Annotated in this window: 13 protein-coding genes and 2 pseudogenes; 11 read left to right on the forward strand and 4 right to left on the reverse strand. The window is 59.3% G+C overall.

The genetic code is table 11. The features are described 5' to 3' along the window. Positions 1 to 21 precede the first annotated feature (21 nt). Positions 22 to 1257: a sensor histidine kinase gene (locus tag AC1DVN_RS12740; protein ID WP_477993866.1), complete on the reverse strand. Its 1236-nt coding sequence runs from the start codon at positions 1255 to 1257 to the stop codon at positions 22 to 24. Beyond that, positions 1254 to 1916, reverse strand: coding sequence for a response regulator transcription factor (locus AC1DVN_RS12745; RefSeq protein WP_195791359.1), 663 nt, complete (start codon positions 1914 to 1916; stop codon positions 1254 to 1256). Before AC1DVN_RS12745 ends, AC1DVN_RS12740 begins: the two co-directional genes overlap by 4 nt. 179 nt (positions 1917 to 2095) lie before the next feature. On the opposite strand from AC1DVN_RS12745, the gene AC1DVN_RS12750 reads away from it, so the two are divergent. The 6 genes from AC1DVN_RS12750 to AC1DVN_RS12775 are packed head-to-tail and all read left to right on the forward strand — an operon-like array spanning position 2096 to position 5569. After that, entirely contained in the window at positions 2096 to 2371 is a 276-nt protein-coding gene (locus AC1DVN_RS12750; protein WP_477993867.1) for a hypothetical protein, read from the forward strand. After that, positions 2368 to 3309 (forward strand): FAD:protein FMN transferase, encoded by a 942-nt coding sequence (locus AC1DVN_RS12755; RefSeq protein ID WP_477993868.1) that lies wholly within the window; start codon positions 2368 to 2370, stop codon positions 3307 to 3309. The genes AC1DVN_RS12750 and AC1DVN_RS12755 overlap by 4 nt, the downstream gene beginning before the upstream one ends. A gap of 2 nt (positions 3310 to 3311) precedes the next feature. After that, complete coding sequence (locus AC1DVN_RS12760; protein WP_477993869.1) at positions 3312 to 3869, forward strand: ferric reductase-like transmembrane domain-containing protein; 558 nt, start codon at positions 3312 to 3314, stop codon at positions 3867 to 3869. A gap of 1 nt (position 3870) precedes the next feature. Beyond that, a complete protein-coding gene (locus tag AC1DVN_RS12765; RefSeq protein WP_477993870.1) occupies positions 3871 to 5088 on the forward strand; it encodes an NADH-ubiquinone oxidoreductase-F iron-sulfur binding region domain-containing protein in 1218 nt (405 codons plus the stop codon). Next, entirely contained in the window at positions 5085 to 5318 is a 234-nt protein-coding gene (locus AC1DVN_RS12770) for a ferredoxin (protein ID WP_283552510.1), read from the forward strand. Before AC1DVN_RS12765 ends, AC1DVN_RS12770 begins: the two co-directional genes overlap by 4 nt. Positions 5319 to 5368: 50 nt before the next feature. Continuing rightward, positions 5369 to 5569 carry a hypothetical protein gene (locus AC1DVN_RS12775; protein ID WP_283552511.1) on the forward strand — a complete coding sequence of 67 codons (201 nt, stop codon included), beginning with the start codon at positions 5369 to 5371 and terminating at the stop codon, positions 5567 to 5569. Between the two features lie 244 nt (positions 5570 to 5813). Here AC1DVN_RS12775 and AC1DVN_RS12780 read toward each other — a convergent pair whose 3' ends face one another. Next, on the reverse strand, positions 5814 to 6455 hold the full coding sequence (locus AC1DVN_RS12780) for a DUF5994 family protein (protein WP_346772473.1): 642 nt from the start codon (positions 6453 to 6455) through the stop codon (positions 5814 to 5816). Positions 6456 to 6801: 346 nt separating this feature from the next. On the opposite strand from AC1DVN_RS12780, the gene AC1DVN_RS12785 reads away from it, so the two are divergent. Then, positions 6802 to 8031, forward strand: a complete 1230-nt coding sequence (locus tag AC1DVN_RS12785; RefSeq protein WP_477993871.1) for a DUF5994 family protein — start codon at positions 6802 to 6804, stop codon at positions 8029 to 8031. A 207-nt stretch (positions 8032 to 8238) separates the two neighbouring features. Here AC1DVN_RS12785 and AC1DVN_RS12790 read toward each other — a convergent pair. Then, positions 8239 to 8592 (reverse strand): annotated as a pseudogene (locus AC1DVN_RS12790) (SOS response-associated peptidase family protein); the annotation flags it as partial. 182 nt (positions 8593 to 8774) lie between these two features. Here AC1DVN_RS12790 and AC1DVN_RS12795 point away from each other — a divergent pair. The 4 genes and pseudogenes from AC1DVN_RS12795 to AC1DVN_RS12810 form a co-directional block, all read left to right on the forward strand. After that, positions 8775 to 9923 carry a tyrosine-type recombinase/integrase gene (locus AC1DVN_RS12795; RefSeq protein ID WP_477993872.1) on the forward strand — a complete coding sequence of 383 codons (1149 nt, stop codon included), beginning with the start codon at positions 8775 to 8777 and terminating at the stop codon, positions 9921 to 9923. After that, positions 9920 to 12280: a tyrosine-type recombinase/integrase gene (locus tag AC1DVN_RS12800; protein ID WP_477993873.1), complete on the forward strand. Its 2361-nt coding sequence runs from the start codon at positions 9920 to 9922 to the stop codon at positions 12278 to 12280. Before AC1DVN_RS12795 ends, AC1DVN_RS12800 begins: the two co-directional genes overlap by 4 nt. A 348-nt stretch (positions 12281 to 12628) precedes the next feature. After that, positions 12629 to 13096, forward strand: coding sequence for a hypothetical protein (locus tag AC1DVN_RS12805; RefSeq protein WP_387482777.1), 468 nt, complete (start codon positions 12629 to 12631; stop codon positions 13094 to 13096). A 17-nt stretch (positions 13097 to 13113) separates the two neighbouring features. Then, positions 13114 to 14059, forward strand: a pseudogene (locus tag AC1DVN_RS12810) (Fe-S oxidoreductase); the annotation flags it as partial.

A 14059-nucleotide genomic window follows, 5' to 3' on the forward strand; every position in this document is an offset into this window, starting at 1 on the left:
CCTGCTCGAACGTGCTCGGTGTCAACGAGCTACCGGCAGCACAATCTCGAAGGACGAGCCGACATCCGGTGTCGATTCGACGAAGACTTTCCCTCGGTGCGCGTGCGCGATCTCGCGAACCAAGGACAATCCGATGCCATATCGCCGGCTACCGGCGGGTTGAGTCGGGCCATGTGAGAATCGGTCGAACAGAATCGGAACCGCTTCAGGTTCGATTCCGATTCCCGTATCGCTCACGCGGATTCTGACGTGGTCGCGATCTCGCTCGACGCGGAGAAGGACGTGGCCTCCTGGACGCTCGTGAGCAAGCGCATTGTCGACAAGTGCGAGAACCGCTCGGCGCAAAGCCGATTCGATTCCCAAGACCATTGGCTCTCCAGTTCCGGCCTTGCTCACGTCGACAGCAATGCCAGATTTCTGAGCATGATCGGCCACACTGTCACGGACCTTCTCACACACTGCCGCCATGTCCACTCGATTCCGGGGTTGTCCGCTGTCGTCCATTGATGCGGCCATCAACAGGTCCTCGATGACTTCGCCGAGGGCCCGAGTGTCGTCCACCAGCCCGTTGAGCTGCGAAACAAGCTCAGAAGACTCGAGCGAGTCTCCGCGTCGAGCCAAAAGTTGTGCACGGGTGTGCAGTACGGTCAACGGCGCACGTAGTTCGTGCGACGCATCGGCGACAAAACGACGTTGCAGCTCGAGCGCCTGCGTCAGCGGCTGAATCGCACGTCGGGACAACAACACCACCACGCCCACAGATGCGGCAATTCCGGTGAGTTCGGCAAATCCGAGTGCGAGAAGTAATCGCTGCCTTCCTGATTCATAGGGCTCGAGTGCCGCGATCACGACAACGCGACCTTCCGCACCGTCGGAGACGAGGGCCCTGAAGTTACTGTCACCATCGGTGAAATCCGAGTACCCAGCAGGCGAATCCAAAAGTTCTGCGGTCCCGGTGGGGGCATGCACGCTCACGGTCTCCACGCCACCATTGGAACGAAAGGCCAGCGACATACCGGGTGGAGGATCGTCCGCATCGTCTGCTGTGGCTGCGACCTCGGTCAGTGCAGAACGAATCTGACGATCCTGTGCCCGCGCGTACCCCACGTAGGACACCGCTCCGACGATCAGCAACACGGCACCGAGAGCAATGGCGGCTTGGACTGCAGCTGAACGTCCGGCTCGCCGTAGGCGCACCTCGTCACCGAACCCGATCCCAGATGACTGCCTGTCCTTGTTTTTGCTGCGGTCAATCATGATCCGAGCCGGTATCCGAGGCCGTGGACGGTGGCTACGACGTTCCTGCCCAGTTTCCGCCTGAGATAGTGGACATAGGTGTCAACGGTGCCTGGAGTATCTGCACTTCCGAAGACACGCCCCAGAAGCTGAGTCCGAGAAAAGACTTGCCCAGGCGATGCGCACAGAAATCCGAGCAGTTCGCTCTCGCGTTCGGATAACGAGGTCACCGATCCGGATTCGGTGTCGGTAGCCGTTCGGTTCGCTCGATCGATTTCCCACCTTCCGACCACGATGGGCACTATGGAGGTTCGGCGACGCAACAGTGCACGCATTCGAGCCAACAACTCGGGGATCTCGAAGGGTTTGACCAAGTAGTCCTCGGCACCGGCATCGAGTCCCTCCACTCGATCGGCAACGGAACCGCGAGCAGTGAGGATCAACGACGGTACTGAGCAATCCCTCGCCCGGAGGGTTTTGAGCAATTCCACGCCGTCGATGACCGGTACTCCACGATCGAAGACGAAAGCATCGTAGGTGCGAGTCAACGCCAGATGCAGACCGACTTGTCCGTCGTGCGCCACGTCGACCTCGTGCCCTTCCTCCTCGAGGAGGTCCGCGAGCATGCCAGCCAATTGCCGGTCGTCCTCGACAAGGAGAATTCGTGGTTTCGTGCCCATGCCTGCGAGCCTGCCACGTCTATTCTGAGAACTCTCCAAGATTGCAGCGCGATCGTGGAACTCGGAGCTCTCCAACGGCACGACCGATTCCCAGCAGCTTCACAGCAGACATGCAGCCCTGGACAAGCACCTCGGCCGATTGTTGAGTTCTCAATCGAATCTTCGAGAGCAGGCATCATATGGATACACCGGAAGACGGATTTCGACGCACCCGAATCGTCACCGGGACCCTCGTGGCATTCGGAGTCGTGGGCGTTGTCGGCGGAACAGTACTTGCCTATTCGGATACGCAGGCCACGGCAATCACAGCGACCACAGACGAAACCAAGCAATCGAGCAGTCCGTCCGGCGGCAGTTCGACTCCGAACTCGCAATCGACAACTACCTCACCCGCGGCGGCACCAAAGACCTCGAGCGGAAGTTCCACTCCCCACGCTCGATCGGCCGGATCGTGACCACCTCCCCGATAGTCGCGAGTTCCATGTGGAGGGTGTGGGGCCTCGAAGCCACGGTCGTGGTGACAAAACCCGAGGCGATTCAATCGGCCAGGTCGATCATCGACGAGCGCCTTCTCGAAATAGAATTGGCATGCAGTCGATTTCGTGACGATTCAGAGATTCGAGCTCTCGAAAAGTCGACAGGCCTACCGGTCGAAGTGAGCAGCACCCTTGCCCGGCTGATCCAGACAGCACTCGATGGCGCCGAGCGCACTGACGGAGCCGTCGACCCGACAATCGGTACAGCTGTCGTCGCGCTCGGATACGACCGCGATTTCGCCCTGATCGAAGGCAGGGACGTACCGATCAAGACGTCGTTCGTCTCTACTCCGCAGTGGACGTCGGTCAAACTCGACGGACAAAAGGTCACAGTTCCCTCGGGCGTCCAACTCGACCTCGGGGCAACGGCAAAAGCACTTGCAGCAGACGAATGTGCGCACGCCGTCAGCATGTCACTCGACTGCGGTGTCCTGGTGTGCCTCGGCGGAGACATCGCTACCGCCGGACCGGCGCCGGACGGTGGGTGGATCGTTCTCGTCCAAGACGGCGACGACGCCCCGGCCGATACGGTCGCCATTCCAGGCGGGACAGCCATCGCTACATCCAGCACCCGGAAGCGTCGATGGTCGCAAAACGGTAGACACGTGCACCACATCGTCGATCCGTGGAGTGGCACCAGCGTTGATGCCGCATGGCAGACGGTCACCGTCGGCGCAGACAGTTGTGTGTCGGCAAACCTCGCGAGCACCGCCTGCATCGTCCGAGGTTTCGAAGGGGCACGGGACCTCCTGAACACGGGCCTACCGGCGCGACTGGTGGACCGTGCTGGTGAGATCCGCCTACTGAACGGATGGCCGACCGAAGATGCGGTCGCCACTGGCAGAAGGGAACCTTAGTCGTGGACGAAGCACTGTGGGCATTGGGTCGAGGGACAGGTATCACCGCTCTCGTGTTCCTGACGATGTCGATGGTTCTCGGAATCGTCACACGGTCGGGGAGAGCTCTAGCGGGACTACCTCGATTCGGCGTACAGAACGTCCACAGGGCCGCCGCCTTGATCGGGGTGATCCTCGTAGTCGTACACATGCTGGCACTGTTGGCCGATCCGTACGCACAATTGAAACTCGTCGACTTCGTCTTCCCCTTCCTGGGTAACTATCGTGCGTTCTGGCTCGGACTGGGCACCCTCGCGTTCGATGTTCTGTTCGCAGTGTCCTTGACAGGACTACTGCGAAATCGCATAGGAAACAAAACTTTTCGAATCGTTCATTGGAGCGCGTACGCCCTGTGGCCGATCGCGTTCGCGCACGGACTGGGAATCGGAACGGACTCAGGACACACGTGGTTTCTCGCCATCGCCATCGGATCAGCTGTCGCGGTGGCCGGAGCAGTTCTCTGGCGACTCCGGACAGACTTCGTCGAATTCTCGACCCTGCGCCTCACAGTAAGGACATGACGTGACAATCGAAGCCACCCGTGTCGGCCTTCTCGCCGCATGCTCATCCGATCTAGCCACCCACACGGCCCTCCACGGCCACAACCCACGCTCGTCACCAGGTACCTTGAGTCGCCTACTCGCCGATGCCGGTCTCCATGGGAAAGGCGGGGCGGCATTTTCCACTGCGCGAAAAATCGGTTCCGTAACTGGACGGCGTGTCGTGGTGATCGCAAACGGCAGCGAAGGCGAACCGCTCAGTGACAAGGATGCAGTTCTTCTCGAACGTGCGCCGCACCTCGTCCTCGACGGCTTACAACTCGTCGCACACGAGTGCGGAAGCGGAGAAACATACCTGTACGCAGGATCTCAGCAGCTTCAATTCGTACGGAATGCGTTGAAAGAAAGAAGGACTGCCGGGCTGACCGAGTCCTCGGTCACACTCGTGGCTTCACCGAAGACATTTATCAGCGGCGAGACATCCGCGGTAGTCGGAACGATCGAAGGCCGAGCACCCATTCCTCGAGACCGCTCGGTACACGGCACCGTGGCCGGGCTGAACGGACGACCCACCGTGGTTCACAATGTCGAGACACTGGCACACATCGCACTCATCGCCCGATACGGACCCGAGTGGTTTCGCACGCGAGGGCTGGGCGACGCGTCGGGGACGACCCTGATCACCCTGTCAGGCGATGTGACCGTGAGTGGTGTCGTCGAGATCCCGATGGGAATTCCATTGGATCAGTTGGTGACCCAGTATTCGCGTACTGATACTGCGTCGATCAGAGCAGTCCTCGTCGGCGGGTTTCACGGAGGGTGGGTCGATGCGCAAGACTTGCCGACCACAAACATGACAACAACGGCTTTGGCGACGGTCGGTGCTTCGCCCGGCGCCGGAGTCATTCACGTACTGGGTCACGCAAGGTGTGGTCTGAAGACTTCAGCCGACATCGTTGAGTATCTCGCCGATCAAAGCGCTCGTCAGTGTGGACCGTGCATCAACGGAATGCCCCGAATGGCACGCGCGTTGTCCGATATTGCCTATCACTCAGGGGCGGCCCACACCCAGGAGTCGATCCGATATCTGGCGGATCTGATCGAAGGGCGTGGGGCATGCAAACATCCGGACGGGACAGTGAGATTCGTGAAGAGTTCCCTTCGCGTTTTCCAGCACGATCTCCGAATGCACGCTGCAGGAGCCTGCGAGGTCGGCACACGGATGGGAGCGGCATCATGAGCGCAAGAACGCCCAAAGTCCTACACATCGATTGGACTACATGTGAAGGTCGAGGACTCTGCACAGAATTGCTGCCGACACTGCTGACGCGTGACGAATGGGGATATCCACTCCCACACGATCACCGACGCGAGCCACACATCCCCACCGAACTCGAAACGGACGCCCAACGCGCCGTCAAACTCTGCCCCAAAGCCTCATTGCGGATTATCTCGAGGCCGGACCGATAGAATCTCAGGCCACGTCAACGGCGGACGAGTCCAATGTAGTGCAGCCGAGAGTGTTTCTGACCCTGTCGAATTCAAAGATCGACGAACTGTCGGCGCGTATCGAATCCGCGTCGCGACTGGTGCGGGGTCCGCGTCCGGTCGCTCCCGCATTGGCGTCGGCGGCGCGCACCGACGCGGTGGCTCTGCGCAAGAACCTTCATCGGGTGCATGCTCTGGTCGAGCAATCGATATGCCGCTTTCGAGCACGGTGATCAAAAGCCGACAGCCGCCCTGGACACAGTCACGTCCAGGTTCGGTCACGACGACGGGCACAGTGCTCACGGATTCCGTGAAATGCGATTTTCTCGAACACGCACCCCTCATTTGCAACAGTAATTCCCAGAGATGAATTGTTACGCTCTCGATCGGTCACGTGTTCACTGCTAAATCGTCCGTGGCGCTGATCGTAGGCGATCTCCGACAAACAACGCGTTTCCTTCGAGATCGTGGCGGGATTTACGCGCCGCCGTCGGTGTCCCATCGTTGCAGGGCTCGGCGTGGATCGGTGAAGGGAGCTGCATCCCCAAGGACAAGGCCTAGAAGTTCGGGGACCGTCTCACCATGGCAGTAAGGGTTCGAGGCAGCGTCCAGCAGTACTGCCGCAATGGCGGAATCGGTTGATGGGGGAACGACGAGGAACACCCATCGCGTGCGATCCAATCCGATCAACGAGATCGTATGCCTGGGATGAAAGTGGTAGCCGTCCAGCTTTACTCGCCGTTGGTGACACGAAAGCCGGTTTGTCGACGGTTCCCATTCGGCACTGTTGTAGATAACCCGCTCGATGGGCCCGGTGGCGACGAGGAGCGTCGACAGTAACGGGCCTGCATCTACCGCCAGATCCGCTGTGCGGGGCCACCACCCGCCATCCACGTTTCCTGGACGGCCTCTCCAATCGAGGACCGAAAGGCGCACTCTACTAACAGAATCGATGCCTGTATGTGCCGTGTCCTGAATCGGCGTCTGCGGATCGGCGAATCTGATGGACATTGGTCCTGCTCTCGTCATCATGCACTGCAGCGCCTCATCGATGGATGAACACTTCAGCACCACGGTATGCGCAGATCGTGCTGGTATGCAGGGTCCGAAGTCATCCATATCGGTGAGAACTGTCTTCCAGTATCGACGCCAGGTGGCGACTGCGCCGCTGGCATTCCACCCTGGCGACGGCCGATATTAAACTCGTGGTGAATGAACATGGCCGGACGAATGGTCTTTCGGAAAATCTCGGTGACTTCCTCCCCTTACCGCCGCGAAGAAAACAGGCCAAGCTGAATCAACGCCACACGCCTCGGACTCAAAGGACTCTCATGCGCACCGTTTCGTTCAACCTCTTGGTATTCAAGGGGTTTCCGCGCCTCAAGGGGTCATCCGCCCCGAGCCGCGGGTGTCGGCAAGGGCATCGCCCCAGTACGACCACCGGTGGCATCGGCGGTGACGGCGAATGACCTCGGTGTCGACAGATCTCGCGTACACAGCTGACGAGTTGGACTTGGATCTTCGGTGGTGGTCTGCAGCCAACTATTTGACGGTCGCACAGATCTATCTGCAAGAGAATGCACTTCTTCAGGAGCCGCTGCAAGTCGAACACATCAAGCCGCGACTTCTTGGGCATTGGGGCACCAGCCCTGGCTTGTCCATGATCTATGCGATTTTGAATCGTCAGATCAAGAACACTGATTCGAACTGGCTTTTGGTGACCGGTCCTGGCCACGGAGGGCCCGCCATTGTGGCATCGATTTATCTCAAGGGCACGTACAGCGAGGTCTATCCGCGCATTTCGTCCGATAGCGCAGGCATACGCCTGCTGTGCCGTCAGTTCTCCACGCCCGGAGGAATACCGAGCCACGTCAGTGTTCAGACACCAGGGAGTGTGCATGAGGGAGGCGAGCTCGGATACGCGTTGATGCACGCAGCCGGGGCTGCATTCGATCATCCAGACCTGACAGTGGCGTGCGTGATCGGCGATGGCGAGGCAGAAACTGCTCCGCTCGCCGGCTCGTGGAAGTTGCCGGCTTTCCTGAACGCACGCCGCGATGGAGCGGTGCTCCCGATACTTCATCTCAACGGGGCGAAGATTTCAGGACCGACCGTACTCGGCCGCACGGATGACGAAAATATTTCGAGGTTTCTCACGAGCCAGGGGTGGTCGCCGATCTTTGTCGAGGGCGATCAACCTGAACTTGTATTCCCCAAATTGCAAGCGACGGTGCGTCAGTCCACCTCGGTGCCGATCGGTAGCGTCGACGGCGCCTGGTGGCCGTATTCCACCGACCTCGAAGCCGAGCTTCCTGAACTGCTCACCGCAGTCATCACACGCCTGGGGCCGATCGATCGGGTTGCCTACGATCTGAACGGATGGGGTTCGCGCCCCACTCGAATTCCTTTCGCAGGTCGTTCGGTCCGGTTGGACGGCTACAGATTTCAACCACACGGCACCGTGTACGTCACCGGTGTCGACGGGCGAGAAGTCGTGATACTCGTCGTCCCGCCGCACTGCGATCCTGATGCTGCGCATCGAGCCCTCACTGTCGCTGCCCAAGCCGGAAACGAATCGCCCGTGACCGAGCTGCTCTCGATCGCAAAGACTGGCGCCGACATGGACCGACACCTGCAACAACCGCATCACTCGGCACTCGAGGACCGCGCTACCCCGGAAGCGGTGCGGTCATGACCGCCGGGCCGTCCGAGCGGGCCGGGATCGAGGCCATCTTGCGGCGTAGCTGTTCGAGCTTTTCCGCCTTGGTCAGCACCGTTGTTGCTGATGAGTGGGGCTGCTGGCTCATCGTCGCCCCGCTTTCCTGGATCCGCGCGCACGTCCCGCACACCCGGGGCACTCGAACATAGGTTCGACAAAAACAGGTTTGAGAGCGGCTGGGCTTTACGCCGGTCCGGCCACTGGCTCGAGCAAGCTCGGATCGTTGTTCCTCGGAGAGTTCACAGCGGTCGAGACTTCGTAGGGTTCGAGGTGCGGCTCCGGAACGGAGTTGATCATGGCCTGGACTTCACCTTTGTCGGTGAGTGTCGGATCGAGCCAGTGTTCCCAGAACGATTCGAGCAGAATCAGCGGGGACCTGTCGCGCATGTGTCCCGTGGCGTCCGTAGCTGGCCGGGTCAAGACTGTGCAGGTCCATACCCATTTGTTCGGATCATCTTCGGGCAGTTCGGGATCGGGCCACAAATCGTGGAGTCCAGTCATAGCGATCAGGTCCCCTTCTCCGTGAAGAAAGTACGGACTGTTGACCGGACTAACTGACGACACACCGCGCATGTCCCCGACATAACTGCGCCGTAGGCAATTCTCTGTGGTCTACGCAAAGGATCTGTATGGCCGACGAATTTCCGACAGCCGACCCGGTTTTGCTTCCAGACTGGGGACGGGTTGCTTCATGCACTGGCGCCACACGGTGGTGTGTCATGTCAGCTGATGATGTCCCTATCGCGCCGATTCAGTCCTATCTCGAGGACTTGGTTGCCCGAGACTTCAGCGACGGAACGGTCCGCAGCTACGCCTACGCCCTTCTGCGCTGGTGGAGGTGGCTTCGATTGCACCAATGCGAATGGAATCAAGCAAACCCCACCCTCCTGTGCAACTTTGTTCTCTGGCTGATGACCGCGAAGAAGCCACAATCTTCTGCACGGACCCTGTCGAAGGACACCGCCGGATCTATCAATTCAGTGACAGGAAAAATGCACCTAGGCGACGGTTACCACCCGCGAACAATCCGCCACAGCAACGCCGTCATCCGATCCTTCTACACCTACACCATAGAGACGGGAACGGGTCCACTACTCAACCCGGTTCAACTGGCACGCAGCGGAACCCGGTCCAACGCACATCACAATGTGCTCGAAGACTTCCGCCCATCGGGACGGATCCGATACAACCCACCCCTCCCCAAACGTCGTCCCCGAACAATGAACGACAAGCAGTGGAGAGACGTTTTCGCCGCTCTCGGCTCGAATCGAGATCGAGCGATACTCGCGATCGCACTCAGCAATGGAGCGCGTGCCAGCGAAATACTCGGCATCAAGGGAGCAGACATCGACTGGGGTGAACAGCTTGTTCGAGTAATTCGAAAGGGATCCCGGGATGAGCAATGGCTACCGATCAGTGCTGAATCCATGATCTGGCTTCGCCTGTACCTGAATGAACGCGACCACGTCACCCCGGGTGATGCCGTATGGCAGACGGTCCGGAAGCGCAGTCGTGGAAGCACTTTGACGCATCGCCCACTTTCCTACGAGGCACTGAGAGCGGTGTTCCGGCGACTAAACACCATATTGGGCACCAACTGGTCTATGCACGATCTGCGCCACACCGCAGCCTTGAGAATGTCCCGCGACAAGAATCTGACCCTGCAGGATCTGCAGACCATCCTTGGCCACCGCAATCTCCAAACCACAATCGAGGTCTATCTGCACGAAGCTGATACAGCCACTGCGGTCAAGGTTCTCGAACACCTCAGCACCTACGGGCCCCCACCGACGGCCACAACGCCGACAGCCCCATCGCGCTATGCCCCAGACGACCTAGACATCCTGTTCGGGAGAAATCGTTCATGACCGTCACCCACGACATCAACGCAACCACACCGCACTCCTACGTCATGAAACGAGCAGGCAGGGTCGGTTCTCTCGACGCATTGTCCGCCGAAGAGATATTGCTCCATGCAAAAACAATCAGGCCCTGGCCCGCGAACGCCTGCAAATATCGTCGTGCGCACGAGTCCCTCGACCTGATCCTTCGATGGCTATCTGGCCACCCTGGCGAAGGCTGGCAGCAATTGTGGGATGTAGCTGCGGGCGATAACTTTCATTCCTGGATCTCCGTCATCAACATCGACGAAAACGCAGCACCGCTCTACTCACACCGAGCGGCGATCGACGGGATCGGACTCCTGATCCTGGGACGCATTGTCACCGTCAGCTATCCGTTCTTGAGGGAATATCGCGCCCGACATCTCTACGGCTGGGTTCGGCAAACATTTCGCCCAGATCTGTGGGAACGAGCGAACCTGAAGGCTGCCGATCTCGGCATGAGCGAGAAACAGACGACAACAGCCCTCATCGTTCTCAGCAAAACCGTCCTCGTAACGGGACGAAACCTGGACGAGTTAACGGTCGACGATTTCGAGGACTACCTCGAACTCAACCGAACCGGCAAAGGTCAGACTCCAGGAGGAGTCCACGGCGCCTGGGACATGGTGCGTGGAATCGCTTCGATCGGTGACACCGATTTCAAAACAGCGACCCGCAGGGGCCAACTCACCGCCACCGAAATCGTCGAACGCTTCAATCTGAAAAGTGATTCCGTCCGAACCGTCTTGATTCGGTACCTCGAGGAGCGTCGGCCAGCCCTCGACTACAGCTCCTTCAACTCCACTGCCTACCAGCTCGCAACCTTTTGGTCGGACATCGAAAAACACAACGCCGGAATAGATTCGTTGCATCTACCTGAGGACACTGCCCGAGCATGGAAGCAGCGACTACGGGTAGTGACCGCACGCGATGGTTCTACGCGTGAGCGAGCGAACTATCTCGACGGGCTGATGCTCGTTCGATCGTTCTATCTCGACCTGCAGGAGTGGGCTCACTCGGATCCGAGTTGGGCGCAGTGGGCAGTCCCGAGCCCGGTCCGAAAGTCCGAAACCGCTGGCTATCACAAGAAAATCAAGCGGCGAACAGCCAACATGCATCAACGGATCCGCGAACGATTGCCGCATGTCCAGGACCTTGTCGACAGTGCGGACGTGTATCGAATCGAACAAGCCACGTTGCTCACCCAAGCATCTGCAGTGGCAGCGGGAACTCGTTTCGACCACAACGAGGTCGGCTACAAGCGTGTCACCTATGGGACCGGATCTGCGGCCAGTCTCACGCAGGCTGTGCACATCGAGAATCAAATCGGTGAGCGAATTAACCTCTCCCGCAACGAGGACGAGGCGTTCTGGTCGTGGGCAATCATCGAAACTCTGCATCACAGCGGCATCCGAATCGAAGAACTCGCCGAACTCACGCACCTCGCGATCGTGACCTACCGCGTACCCGAGACTGGTGAGTCCATTCCACTGATGCAGATCGTTCCATCCAAAAGCAACGAAGAACGTCTGCTGCTTGTCACCCCGGAACTGGCCAGTGTCCTGGCCACGGTCGTCTCCAGGCTTCGTGGAACAGACGGCCAAATTCCCCTCGTAGCCCGCTACGACACCCACGAACGCACCACCGGACCGACACTCCCACACCTGTTCCAAAGACGCACCGGCCACCGCAACGAAGTCATCGGCACCAGCGCCGTCAACCGACTCATCCGAAATGCAGTCGAACGACTCGGTCTTCGCGATGCGGCAGGGGAACTCATACACTTCAGGCCACACGATTTCCGGCGAATATTTGCCACCAACGCCGTCACTGGCGGACTTCCGATCCATATCGCGGCAAAAATCCTCGGACACTCCAGTATCACCACCACTCAGACCTACCTGGCAGTCTTCCAAAACGATGTGATCCGGGCCTACCGCCGCTACCTCGACGACCGTCGAGCGCTACGCCCAGTAGAGGAATATCGAGAACCGACCTCAGCGGAGTGGACCGAGTTCGAGCAACATTTCGCTGCCCGCAAACTCGAACTCGGCACCTGCGGGCGCCCCTACGGAACACCGTGCAACCACGAACATGCCTGCATCCGTTGCCCCATGCTGCGCGTCGACCCCGGCGCCAGACCACGACTTGTCGCTATCATCGCGAATCTGAACGACCGAATTCAAGAGTCGCGAACTAACGGATGGCTCGGCGAAGTGCACGGACTCGAAACCAGCCTCACCTCGGCAACCATGAAGCTGGTCTCACTCGACCGTTCAACGGCACGAACAAGCGGAGCACAAACCGCCCTCGGAATGCCCACGATCGCCCATCTTGACTAGAAACGAATATCAAGACCCTCATTCGGCCTTGACCCAAAGGGCTCAGATTGGTCCGGTTTGCCGCGATCCCCGCCCCGAGAAAATCCGGACAGAACTGGAAGCACTGTTGGTCTTCAATTCTGGAGCTTCCCTCTTGAATGACTCGACTACAGGTGTAGTGGGCACTATGTTTGTAGTGTGAGTGAACGGGTGAAGGTTTTGACAGATGCGGCGATCCGCGTGATCGCAGCAGCTGGATTGCGGGGTTTGACATTTCGCGCGGTCGACACAGAGGCGTGCTTGCCACCAGGTTCCACCTCGAACTGCTTTCGGACACGAGGCGAGTTGATTGGCGGCGTGGTACAGCGGATGGCGGACCTCGAGTTAGACGATCTGGCGTCGACTGCGGGAGACCATTCGGCTGCGCGAGGCGTTTTCGGACAATGGTCGGGCGACGGACTCGCGCAGACATTGGTTCGCTTCGAGTTGATGATCGAGTCGGTACGTTCGCCGGAGATTGCTGAGGTGTTGGACGAACATAGGTCAAGATTTGCGAAATTGGCCGAATCTGCAGGGTTTGTGGATTTGGCTCAATCCGCAGGGTCCAGTACTGGAATCAGGTTCACGGCGCGCGAGTTCGTCGCCGTGTTGGCCGGTCTGCAATTCGCCGAAATCACCACCGGAGAAAAGGTTTTGGACAAGGCAATGGTGTGGCTGCTGTCCCAGTCGAATGCAGGTGACACTTCTCCACACGGCGACGGGCATGAATCCGATACTCCGCCATCGCAATCACACGGCACCGAAGACAGTGCACGACACCACGAGGGAATTGCGTGAGCGCACAGGCCGTTTCGATGACATTGGGCATCATCTCCGTCGTGGTCGGCCTTTTCGCCTGGACCGGATTCGTACTGGCAGTGCGCTCTATCGTGCGCACCATCAGGTTGGGGCAGCCTGCACCGGACCGGTTCTGGCCATTCCTGCCGCGCCTGGCCACCATGGTCAAAGAATTCGTCGCCCATACCCGCATGGTGAAGTTCCGAACTGTCGGGTGGGCGCACTGGCTGGTCATGGTCGGCTTCATGATCGGCTTCGTCACCGTCTTCCAAGCCCAGGGGCAGATCTTCAGCCCCACCTTCACCTGGCCGTGGGTCGGAAACACCTTCGTCTATCACCTCTTCGACGAACTGTTGGCCCTCGGAACGATTATTGGTGCTCTGACGTTGATCACCATCCGTCAGCTCAACCACCCGCGTCTGCCTGCGCGCCTGTCCCGGTTCGGCGGCTCCAACTTCACCGCTGCCTACTTCGTCGAAACCATCGTTCTTGTCGAGGGCATCAGCATGCTGGGTGCGAAAGCACTGGTACTGGCATACACCGGTGAACACCATGCAACCAGTGACTTCGTCAGCATGCACCTCGCAAATCTCTTGCCCGCGAGTGCAACACTGGTGTCGGTATTCGCCTTCTTCAAACTCATGGCGGCACTGGTGTGGGTGGTCGTAGTCAGCCGCAACATCACCTGGGGCGTCGCGTGGCACCGCTTCTCGGCGTTCTTCAACATCTACTTCAAGCGTGAAGACGACGGCACCGTCGCGCTCGGCGCGGCAAAGCCCATGATGTCCAAGGGCAAAGTCCTGACGATGGAGAACGTCGACCCCGACACCGACACTCTCGGCGCCGGAAACATCGAAGACTTCTCCTGGAAGGGCTGGCTGGACTTCACCACCTGCACCGAGTGCGGGCGTTGCCAGTCCCAGTGCCCTGCTTGGAACACCGGAAAGCCGCTCTCCCCCAAGC

The sequence above is a fragment of the Rhodococcus sp. P4_E4 genome, assembly GCF_056401575.1.